Source organism: Sedimentibacter acidaminivorans (assembly GCF_017873955.1).
Lineage (GTDB): Bacteria > Bacillota > Clostridia > Tissierellales > Sedimentibacteraceae > Sedimentibacter > Sedimentibacter acidaminivorans.
In genome coordinates this window covers 514,379-523,549 of sequence record NZ_JAGGKS010000001.1, presented here as the reverse complement: position 1 = coordinate 523,549, position 9,171 = coordinate 514,379, and the positions used below count along the sequence as shown (strand labels likewise).

The window sequence follows — 9,171 nt, the reverse complement described above, 5'->3', positions numbered from 1 at the left end:
TATACTTCAAGATTTTATTTAAGATTGACATTAATCATGTAGAGTATTACAATAGATACATGAACACGTTTCGACAAAATATTTAATATTATTGACAAAGTTATTTAATAGGTATATAATGTAAATAAATCGAACGAACGTTCTAATAATACATAATGAGGTGACGGCATGGGGGATACGGAAAGTTTTGAAAAAGAAAAGAAAGAACTTCATGATATGATTGAAGCCATTCAAGAACGAGAAACTATTAAAATCTTAAAATCTTCACTTAAATTATACGTACTAAAATATGAAGAAAGCAATATCCGTTAAAAGATATTGCTTTCTTTTATGATTTTAGCTGCTTTTTTTAATATTTCTCTTTCTTCAACTGTCATTCTAGCAATGCCACTAAACATATTTATTAAAAATTCATCTTTAGTTCCTAACAAATTACTAATCAACTCTGAACGTTTATCTCCTAGATCAGCAACCATTTCACCCTCTCCAGTACGCAACCACTCTTCTCTTACTTTAAAAGTTGTACATATATCATCTATCAGTCTATCACTTGGAACAAAATCTTGCTTTTTAGATAGAATTTTAGAAATATACGATTGATCTACTTTAATAAGAGTCGCAAATTCAACTTGTTTTAAATTTCTAACTTCCATTATTTTTTTAATCTGGTCTCTAAAAGCCATACGTTTTTCACCTCGAAATTATTATATAAAAAAAACTTGAATAAGTCAAGAAAAAATATTGACAATATGACTTATTCATAATATAATGTGAATAAGTCAAGAAAAGAGGTGAAAAAACATGGCAGACATAAAAGAAAGAGCATTAATAGATACATCTGAAATTTACATAGACTTTAAAGACATGACAGATGAACAAAAACTTAAGTTCCAAGGATTTTATTTAGCAATGCAAATGTTGTTGACAAGCGAGAAAGAAAATACAACAGAAAAAGAAACAGCTTAGTACGTAAAAATCAAAAGAAAGTGGGTGAAATACATGGCAAAAGAAAAATCACAGGAAAACTGGGTAACCGTAATGAGTTTTATAGAACACTACGACTTAAGTAAAACACTAGCTTATACATTAATACACCACAAAAATTTTCCATGTCAAAGAGTTAGTAAAAGAGCGTATAGAGTGGATCTAAATAAGACAGATGAATTTTTTAAAAAGTATTTTTGAAAGGTGGTTTAAAAATGAAAGCAAACACAATAGAGCAGTTTTATATTTTTAAGTGGATTGACGAAAACTTTCACAGAGAAACATTAGAAGTTACATTAATTGATCGCTGTAATGTAAAAATCAAGGACGGAAATGGCGATGAAGCTACAGTTACTTATGTTAGTAAAGACAATATTGTTTTACATTAAATTTAATACAAACGCCAAATAAAGTGCAATTGCACTTTTTAAAAACACTTTAATTAGGACAAACCCTTAACCTACATGATATGCAACAAAAATTAAAAATAGAACTAAGAAAGAAGGTGAAAACAATGGAAGATGAAAGAATAGAAATAGCTGAAAGTACAGCAGATAAAATCGTGGAACTTCTATTAAATTCAAAAACAAGCTACTCAGAAGTAGAGACAATACTTAGAGTAGTCAAGTTTAAGATAACAAATGAAGTTATTATTCGCCCTTAAGAAACTCTATGTAGGCAGGATCTAATAGTTCTTTTAAATGAGAGTCTATACCGCCAACAGCAAGTCCAATGTCTTTGATATGATAAATAAGAGCGCATTCGAAGTTCTCTTTCGTTATCATAGTTAAATACATGCAATCAGTTCGGCAGCTTTCTTTAATTAAAGGGCAAAATTTCTTAGTAACATCATTAGTCATATAATCACCTCCCTTGAGGTCGATTATAGCACAAAAACCAAAATATGTAAAAACAAACAGGAGGAAAGACCTATGGCAGGCAAATTAATATTTTATGTTAGAAAAGAAAAAGAAATAGCAAAGCGTGGAACAAAGGTCGTTAGAGTTTATGAAGACGATTATAACTTAATTGATGAGTTATCTAACAAGACAGGATTGAGCAAAAATGCAGTAATTTCAAAATTTATTGAACTTGGGAAAGAAGAAATTGAGCTAAGGGAGGTAGATTAATTGAATCTAAAAAAACAAAGATTTACTCTAATAATACTATTAACGGCAAGCATGTTAATGCACCTGGTCTACGGACTAGAGGGACAGGCTCAAATGTCAGAGCTAGAATCAGAAAGAAATGTATTTGCTAAAGAAAACAGCGTTTTAAACCATAAGATTTATTACCTAAATAGTGAAATTGAATCCTACAAATTTTGGGACAAGTTAGAAAAAGAGTATATTGAAAAATTGGAAAATGAAGTGAGGAAAGATCCAAAAGAAACATACATCGGCGAATTTACAATTACATATTACTGTCCATGCGTGAAATGTTGCGGCAAGACAGACGGAATTACTGCAAGTGGAACATTAGCAAAAGAGGGACAAACAGTAGCAGCAGATTGGGAAGTGTTACCGCCTGGAACAGAAATATTTATAGAAGGTATTGGATTTAGGACAGTAGAGGACAAAGGTGGAGCTATCAAAGGTAATAGGTTAGATGTTTACATGGACAGTCACTCTTCTGCGCTAGATGCGGGTGTTGTACAAGCTAAAGTTTATGTATTGGAGGGGTCAAAAAATGAGTGATGTTGAAAAAGCAATAAGACATTTTAAAAATTCAAAAGAGAAAAATCTTATTGTATTAAACGATTTTAAAAAAGAAATAGAGATGAAAAAAGTAATCGGAAATAACAATATTAATTATAGTTCGTCAATTTATGAAAATAGAGATAAGTATTATTTATTAGCAATCCAAGCTTTAGAAAAGCAAGAATATTTTAGAAATTGCAAAGATTGCAACTGTATTGATTCAGAAAACACATGCTTAAAATTTAATATTAGTAGTATAAATCCGCAAACAGATGGCTGTACATTTTATGAAGACTAGGAGGTAAAATTGATGGCAAAACAAGTTAATGACACAAAGATTGAACTAGCTATCACTAAGCTTTATATAAAAGATTTAGAAAGTTTAATAAAAAAATGCGAAAAACCTGTAAGCAAAGAAATAGAACGACGCAAACAAAAATTAGACAAATTAAAATGCGAATATGAAACCTATGAAGATGCACAGACGGGATATGGTTTTGGCGAGATAACTCAAACAGAGTTTGAAAGATTACAAGACTTTTTCATAAGTAAAGAAACTCAGGAAGAAGAGAAAAGCGTAAAAGAATTATATTTGAAATTTTTAAAGCAGACACTAAATAGGGAATGCAGAAATCTGAATTATTTGGAAGAGGAGTTGAAGGAAGTTAAATGAAAAGTAAGTGGAAAGTAACAACAAATACAGTCTGTGGCGAGAAAATGTACGGTGTTTATCGTATAAGAAATATTAATGAGGTTGACCACTCTGGAAATCGTGAAATGGCTGGTGGATATATTGAAAGCAAAGAGACAGCACAGAGTATCGCAGATAAACTTAATGCAGAATCGGAGGCTACCAAATGAAAGTAACAGCTAAAAACGAAACAGAAACGATTGAATGTTTTCATAACTCTAATGTAAGCAAAGATGAATTCATTTTAACATTGCCATGTTGTATAAGGACAGAAGTAGTTAGAATGAAAATTTCTGATATACCAGATTTAATTGAAACACTGCAGGGGTTTTCTGAACTGTTGAAAGTTTCTACAGGAGGGAGGTGGACAAGCTGAAAGTTGTATGTACTATATGTAATCTGAAATGGGACACAAGCAAGTACATAAATGAAAATAACTAATTTGTCCCTGGTGTCAATGGAAGATGGATCGTAACGTAAAAATAAAGTTAGGAGGGAAGAAACATGGAAAGAAACTGCAGCACGTGTGCTTTTGACAAAGGTACCAAATGTAAAATTTTAAAAGAAAAAATTCCTAATTGCTTTGCCTGGGCTGACATGCAAGAGGCGAAAAAACGAGAAAAGGCATGTAGAGAGTATATAGATGCATATGTAGGTGGAACTGTCCCACCTGAAAAGAAATTGCCTGAAGAATTAAAAGAAAAAAGAAATAAAAACAGAGATCTATATCTAAAATTAAGAGGTGGAAAGACAGTTACAGAAACTTTAGATGAACGTTTTAATTGGTTGTACTTGCAAGGGTTATCTGATAAAGAGATTGCTAAAAGATTATATGTAAATCACAGGGCAGTAACTGGATATAGAAATGACAAGAAATTACCACCTTGGAAACAAAATAATGACCGCTCTGCGGGAACAGAAACGGTCGAGTCCAATAAAGGACTAAAAGAAATGCTTAGTTAAGTATAACAGAGAATATACGAGGTGTAAAGATGGCTAAAAATAAAAATATAACTAAACTGCACTGTCCTGAATGTGGAATGGAGCATCACATAAACAAACATACGCAAATTAATTGCCTTTGCCTTGCTAAATTAGTAGTTATCAAGAATGGCAAAGAAAAACAGCTAGTAAAGACAGAGGACTCTGTAACAGTTAAAAAGGGTATTCAGGTTAAATGTAGAGATTGTATAAGTTATTTCCCTAAAGACGTACTAGGAGATTGCTTAGATATTGATAATATGAAGCGCAATGTTGATGGTAATTGTGCGAGGATATGCAAGAAATTTAAAGAAAAATAGGAGGAACAATGGAAATTAAATTACAAAAACTAAAGATAAATAACTTCAAAGGCATTAAGAATTTAGAAATAGATTTCAAGCAAACAACTAATATATATGGCGAAAATGCTACAGGAAAAACAACTATATTTGACGCTTTTAATTGGCTATTATTTGATAAGGATAGTTCGAATAAAAAAGATTTTAATATAAAAACACTGGCTAAAGATGGTGAAGCTCTTCATGGCCTGGAGCATTCAGTAGAAGGTGACTTGACGATTGATGGCAAAATATTAAATCTTAGAAAAGTTTTTACCGAAAAGTGGGTTAAGCAACGTGGATCTGCAGAGAAAATATTTAGTGGCCATGAAACTAACTACTGGATCAACGAGGTACCAGTAAAGAAAAATGAGTATCAAAGTAAAATTAATTCTTTGATTGATGAAGATAAATTTAAACTTATTTCTAATCCTTTACATTTCAACTTGAATTTAGATTGGAAAAAAAGAAGAGAAGTTATCATGGAGATAGTAGGAGATTTTAGTGACCAAGACATTATTGATAGCAATGAAAAAATTAAAAGACTTTCTGTGTTGCTTCAGGATAAAACTCTTGATGAATTTAAAGCCATGATTGCCGGACAAAAGAAAAGGTTCAATGATGAATTGAAATCTATACCAATTAGGATAGACGAACTGAGCAGAGGTATTCCTACTTTAGATGCAGATGTTGACTATAAGGCTTTAGAGCAGGAAAAAAGTGATCTGCAGATAATCGTAGGCAACTTGGAGAAGGACCTTACGGACCAAAGAAAAATAGCTATGGACCTTATGAACAGTTTCAAGAAAAAACAATCCATTATTGCCGGAAAGAGAAATGAACTCAATAAATTAGAAACAGACATTGTTAGAAAATTATACAAAGCTATTGATGATTTAAGATATAAGAAAATGGATTTTGAAAATCAAATAAAAGGATTAGAGAGCAGAATTAAGAGCAATGAAGAATCTATTGTGTTTAATGAAACTCTTATTAAGAAAAAAGAAAAAGAACTTGCAGAATTAAGAGTTGAATTTAATGAAATTACAAAAGCAGGTTTTGAAATTCCAGATAAAAATGATTTTGTTTGCCCTACATGTAAGCAGCAGCTTCCCGACGACAATATAGATAAGCAAATTGAAATATTAGAAATTAATTTTAATGCTGATAAAAAATCCAGATTAGAAAATATAAACTTTAAGGGCAAATCGGGGAAAAAATATATTGATAGTTTGAAAAAGTCTAATGAAGTATATGAGACTGAAAATGAAAGTAATCAAATAAAACTAAATGAACTTGTTGTAAATTTAGAAATAATAACAAATCAGATTGAACAGGAAAAAACAAAAAGCTGTCAAGTTGATTATAAGTCAGACGAAAATTATATTGCTTTAGAAGCCGAAATAAAAACACTTGAAGAAGAACTGGAAAACAATGAAACAAGCGAAATAGACGCAAGTGATTTGATTAACAAAAAACAGAACTGTAATAACAGGATTTCAGAAATTAATAAAATTCTAAACAATAAACAAGTCATAGCAGATACTCAAAAGCGTATTGAACAACTAGAGGAAAGTCAAAGAGATATCGCTAATAAAGTTATGGACCTTGAAGGTCAAGAGTACCTGGCAGAGCAGTTCATCCGTACAAAAGTTGATATGTTGGAGTCAAGAATCAATGAGAAATTCAGCCAGGTTAATTTCAAAATGTTTAATGAACAAATCAATGGAGCACTGGTTGAATGTTGCGATACTCTTATTAAAGGGGTACCATTCCAGGACGCAAATAATGCTGCTAAAATTAATGCTGGAATGGACATTATAAACACTTTGACAACTCACTATAACATCACAGCTCCAATATTTGTAGATAATCGTGAGGCTGTTAATAAGCTAATAAATACAGATAGCCAAGTAATTAATTTGATAGTAAGCCAGGATAAAGTTCTGAGAGTGGAGGTTTAATAGATGGATAATAAAAATTATGAGTATTTGAGTAATAAAGTTACTAGGTATGAGCAGCTTCAAACGCTTAAAGAACATTTAGACGATTTTCAGCAGGATTTAATTAAGGACAAAGATATTAATGTATCTATAAGCGAAGTTTTTGTTGACGGACCATACATAGCGGATGATGTGGCAAGAAAAGCGAATTGCAACCATATAAAAGACGAATACGAAGAGTTGATGCGAGAAATTAAAGACAATCTTATAGATACTATAGGAATGACAATTGTAAAAATAAATCAGATTATGGAGGAATTATAAATGTCTGAAAAGAAAATAGACAAAGCTATAACAGATTTCAAAGATAATTTTAATATGATTTCTAGTATTTTAGATGGTGGCAACGATACGGCAGAATACATTTTGAATATTTTGAAAAGACACAAAGATCAAATATTAAGTTGTAAAACTAAGGAGGAATTATAAATGACACAAGCTAAAAATGAAACAATTAAAAACGAGGTATTAACTAAAGAAAAAGCAGAAATGACTTATACATATCAAGCAAACGGTGAAGAAATAACCCTTACTCCTAATGCTGTTAGAGATTATCTTACAAAAGGAAATGTCGCAATAACGGGGCAAGAAGCTATTCTGTTTATGAATATGTGTAAATATCAGAAATTAAATCCATTCATTGGAGAGGCTTACCTTGTAAAATTTGGAGATAAGCCAGCTGACCAAATTATAGGAAGAGCAGCTTTTGAAAAAAGAGCTGAAATTCACGAGCAATATGATGGATACAAAGCAGGACTTATTCTTGCTAGAGATGGTGAAGTTGTTGAGGTAGAAGGAAGTTTTTGTTTGAAAACTGACATGCTTCTTGGTGGATGGTGTGAAGTCTATAGGAAAGATAGAAAACATCCTATTATAGCTAAGGTAAATTTTGACGAATATAACAAAGGTAAATCGACATGGCTATCAATCCCAAAAACAATGATTCGCAAGGTTGCAATAGTACAAGCCTTACGAGAAGCATTTCCTTCTAATTTGGGAGGAATGTATGTTGAGGAAGAAATGAACTTTGAAGATGCTACTCCAATTGAAGATAAAGTTAAAAATGAAATTAAACAAGAGGCTAACAGAAAAACTTTAAGGGTAAAGGAAGACAAGCCACCAGTACAAGATATTCAGGACGCACAGATAATAGATCCCGATGAGGAACCGGACTTTTAATGAAACTTAAAGTATTAGGGAGTGGTAGCAGTGGAAACTGCTATCTTCTCCAATCATCAATAGGTGAAACTCTTATTATAGAGTGTGGTGTCGATTTAAAAGAAATAAAAAAGGCTTTGAATTTTGATTTTAGAAATGTTATTGGGTGTTTGGTGACTCATGAGCACAAGGACCATAGTAAGCATGTACATGAATTAGGCATGTTGGGTGTACCTCTTTATATGTCAGCAGGAACTTTGAAAGCTGTTGAACCAGGTATAAATATTTTAAGAAATCATAATTTGAGGGAATCAGGATATTATCGTATTGGTAATTTTATAGTAGTTCCCTTTGGAGTAAAGCATGACGCACTAGAGCCACTAGGGTTCATTATAACGCATTTTGAATGTGGAGCGATATTATTTGCCACGGACACATATTACATTCCTTGCAACTTCAACGAGTTCGACATACATCATGTAATGGTTGAATGTAACTACTCAAAGGAAATTCTAAAGCAAAATAATCAACTAGAGAAATTGAAAGACAGGATTATGCAGTCGCATTTTGAATTAGAGGATGTTAAAGACTTCTTTACAGCAAATGAATTTGTAGAGGTAAGAGACATAGTGTTGCTGCATCTTAGTAATGCAAACAGTAATGCAGAGGAATTCAAAAACACAATTAGCGATTGGATGAAAAGACCGGTATATATTGCTGATAAAGGATTAGAAATTGATTTTGATTTATATGAATTTTAGGAGGTTCATATGTTTTGAAAACTGTTCAGAAAAATACAAATGATGGGCGATAATTATATGGATACACATTTCGTTAGAATTCATGACACTCCTGTAATTAGACCAAGTAAAGTTAATTATAATAAAATTAATACCAGGATAAAGCAGCCAAAAGGCAAAGAAAGTAGAGGTCGATTATGAAAGAATCTGAAATGTTGTCTGATATACTGAAATATTTTAGAGATACACAAAGTATGTACAATATTGCGTTAAAAGGTTCAGATGATAAGCAGCTGCTTCAGGAAGACCTATTGCATAAGCTAGAATTCAAAGATAAAACAGCAGCTGAACGAAATAAAACCACTACAGCAATGAAAAGATGTAGAGATGAAAGACGTAAGCACAAAGATAAGGTTGAAGTATTGAGAGAATTAATAGAATTTATTAACGGTAATCAACCAGCAATAAAGAAACTTGAAAAAATTTTAGGTGATATGAGGCGAATAGAAGAAAACCAAGGTAAACGAGTTTATAGACCTAGAATCATGACGGAAAAAGAGTGGGGAGCGTGATTTA

The 9,171-nt window shown here is 31.8% G+C and carries 22 protein-coding genes; 20 read left to right on the top strand and 2 right to left on the bottom strand.

From position 1 onward, the window contains the following. Positions 1-168 precede the first annotated feature (168 nt). Entirely contained in the window at positions 169-312 is a 144-nt protein-coding gene (locus tag J2Z76_RS02430; RefSeq protein WP_209510385.1) for a hypothetical protein, read from the top strand. Here the strand turns inward: J2Z76_RS02430 and J2Z76_RS02425 are convergent. Then, positions 309-683 (bottom strand): helix-turn-helix domain-containing protein, encoded by a 375-nt coding sequence (locus J2Z76_RS02425; protein ID WP_209510384.1) that lies wholly within the window; start codon positions 681-683, stop codon positions 309-311. The genes J2Z76_RS02430 and J2Z76_RS02425 overlap by 4 nt on opposite strands. A 118-nt stretch (positions 684-801) precedes the next feature. Here J2Z76_RS02425 and J2Z76_RS02420 point away from each other — a divergent pair, with 118 nt between their 5' ends. The 4 genes from J2Z76_RS02420 to J2Z76_RS02405 all read left to right on the top strand — a co-directional run bounded on the left by J2Z76_RS02420 (position 802) and on the right by J2Z76_RS02405 (position 1,648). After that, entirely contained in the window at positions 802-966 is a 165-nt protein-coding gene (locus J2Z76_RS02420) for a hypothetical protein (protein WP_209510383.1), read from the top strand. A 33-nt stretch (positions 967-999) separates the two neighbouring features. Then, the gene (locus J2Z76_RS02415; RefSeq protein ID WP_209510382.1) at positions 1,000-1,185 is read left to right on the top strand and encodes a hypothetical protein; all 186 of its coding nucleotides are present in this window, start codon (positions 1,000-1,002) and stop codon (positions 1,183-1,185) included. A gap of 14 nt (positions 1,186-1,199) precedes the next feature. Further along, positions 1,200-1,373, top strand: a complete 174-nt coding sequence (locus J2Z76_RS02410) for a hypothetical protein (protein ID WP_209510381.1) — start codon at positions 1,200-1,202, stop codon at positions 1,371-1,373. Positions 1,374-1,453: 80 nt separating this feature from the next. Continuing rightward, a complete protein-coding gene (locus J2Z76_RS02405) occupies positions 1,454-1,648 on the top strand; it encodes a hypothetical protein (RefSeq protein WP_209510380.1) in 195 nt (64 codons plus the stop codon). Here the strand turns inward: J2Z76_RS02405 and J2Z76_RS02400 are convergent. After that, positions 1,635-1,844, bottom strand: a complete 210-nt coding sequence (locus J2Z76_RS02400) for a hypothetical protein (RefSeq protein WP_209510379.1) — start codon at positions 1,842-1,844, stop codon at positions 1,635-1,637. The two genes, J2Z76_RS02405 and J2Z76_RS02400, sit on opposite strands and share 14 nt — an antisense overlap. A gap of 72 nt (positions 1,845-1,916) precedes the next feature. Between J2Z76_RS02400 and J2Z76_RS02395 the strand changes: the two genes are divergently transcribed. The 15 genes from J2Z76_RS02395 (at position 1,917) to J2Z76_RS02325 (ending at position 9,167) form a co-directional block, all read left to right on the top strand. Beyond that, the gene (locus J2Z76_RS02395) at positions 1,917-2,114 is read left to right on the top strand and encodes a hypothetical protein (protein WP_209510378.1); all 198 of its coding nucleotides are present in this window, start codon (positions 1,917-1,919) and stop codon (positions 2,112-2,114) included. Continuing rightward, positions 2,115-2,681, top strand: a complete 567-nt coding sequence (locus J2Z76_RS02390) for a 3D domain-containing protein (RefSeq protein WP_209510377.1) — start codon at positions 2,115-2,117, stop codon at positions 2,679-2,681. It begins immediately after the preceding gene. Then, a complete protein-coding gene (locus J2Z76_RS02385) occupies positions 2,674-2,982 on the top strand; it encodes a hypothetical protein (RefSeq protein WP_209510376.1) in 309 nt (102 codons plus the stop codon). The genes J2Z76_RS02390 and J2Z76_RS02385 overlap by 8 nt, the downstream gene beginning before the upstream one ends. Positions 2,983-2,994: 12 nt before the next feature. Beyond that, positions 2,995-3,357 carry a hypothetical protein gene (locus J2Z76_RS02380; protein ID WP_209510375.1) on the top strand — a complete coding sequence of 121 codons (363 nt, stop codon included), beginning with the start codon at positions 2,995-2,997 and terminating at the stop codon, positions 3,355-3,357. Next, entirely contained in the window at positions 3,354-3,545 is a 192-nt protein-coding gene (locus J2Z76_RS02375; protein WP_209510374.1) for a hypothetical protein, read from the top strand. Before J2Z76_RS02380 ends, J2Z76_RS02375 begins: the two co-directional genes overlap by 4 nt. Then, the gene (locus tag J2Z76_RS02370; RefSeq protein ID WP_209510373.1) at positions 3,542-3,751 is read left to right on the top strand and encodes a hypothetical protein; all 210 of its coding nucleotides are present in this window, start codon (positions 3,542-3,544) and stop codon (positions 3,749-3,751) included. The genes J2Z76_RS02375 and J2Z76_RS02370 overlap by 4 nt, the downstream gene beginning before the upstream one ends. A gap of 128 nt (positions 3,752-3,879) precedes the next feature. After that, a complete protein-coding gene (locus J2Z76_RS02365; RefSeq protein ID WP_209510372.1) occupies positions 3,880-4,338 on the top strand; it encodes a hypothetical protein in 459 nt (152 codons plus the stop codon). A gap of 29 nt (positions 4,339-4,367) precedes the next feature. Next, a complete protein-coding gene (locus tag J2Z76_RS02360) occupies positions 4,368-4,676 on the top strand; it encodes a hypothetical protein (RefSeq protein WP_209510371.1) in 309 nt (102 codons plus the stop codon). A gap of 8 nt (positions 4,677-4,684) precedes the next feature. After that, the gene (locus tag J2Z76_RS02355; protein ID WP_209510370.1) at positions 4,685-6,658 is read left to right on the top strand and encodes an AAA family ATPase; all 1,974 of its coding nucleotides are present in this window, start codon (positions 4,685-4,687) and stop codon (positions 6,656-6,658) included. 3 nt (positions 6,659-6,661) lie between these two features. After that, positions 6,662-6,961 (top strand): hypothetical protein, encoded by a 300-nt coding sequence (locus J2Z76_RS02350; protein ID WP_209510369.1) that lies wholly within the window; start codon positions 6,662-6,664, stop codon positions 6,959-6,961. Next, complete coding sequence (locus J2Z76_RS02345; RefSeq protein ID WP_209510368.1) at positions 6,962-7,126, top strand: hypothetical protein; 165 nt, start codon at positions 6,962-6,964, stop codon at positions 7,124-7,126. It abuts the gene before it with no gap. Then, positions 7,127-7,876, top strand: coding sequence for a phage recombination protein Bet (gene bet / locus J2Z76_RS02340; RefSeq protein ID WP_245210271.1), 750 nt, complete (start codon positions 7,127-7,129; stop codon positions 7,874-7,876). Next, a complete protein-coding gene (locus J2Z76_RS02335; RefSeq protein WP_209510367.1) occupies positions 7,876-8,616 on the top strand; it encodes an MBL fold metallo-hydrolase in 741 nt (246 codons plus the stop codon). Before bet ends, J2Z76_RS02335 begins: the two co-directional genes overlap by 1 nt. A gap of 39 nt (positions 8,617-8,655) precedes the next feature. Further along, entirely contained in the window at positions 8,656-8,796 is a 141-nt protein-coding gene (locus tag J2Z76_RS02330) for a hypothetical protein (protein WP_209510366.1), read from the top strand. Then, complete coding sequence (locus J2Z76_RS02325) at positions 8,793-9,167, top strand: hypothetical protein (RefSeq protein WP_209510365.1); 375 nt, start codon at positions 8,793-8,795, stop codon at positions 9,165-9,167. Before J2Z76_RS02330 ends, J2Z76_RS02325 begins: the two co-directional genes overlap by 4 nt. The last annotated feature ends 4 nt before the right edge of the window (positions 9,168-9,171 follow it).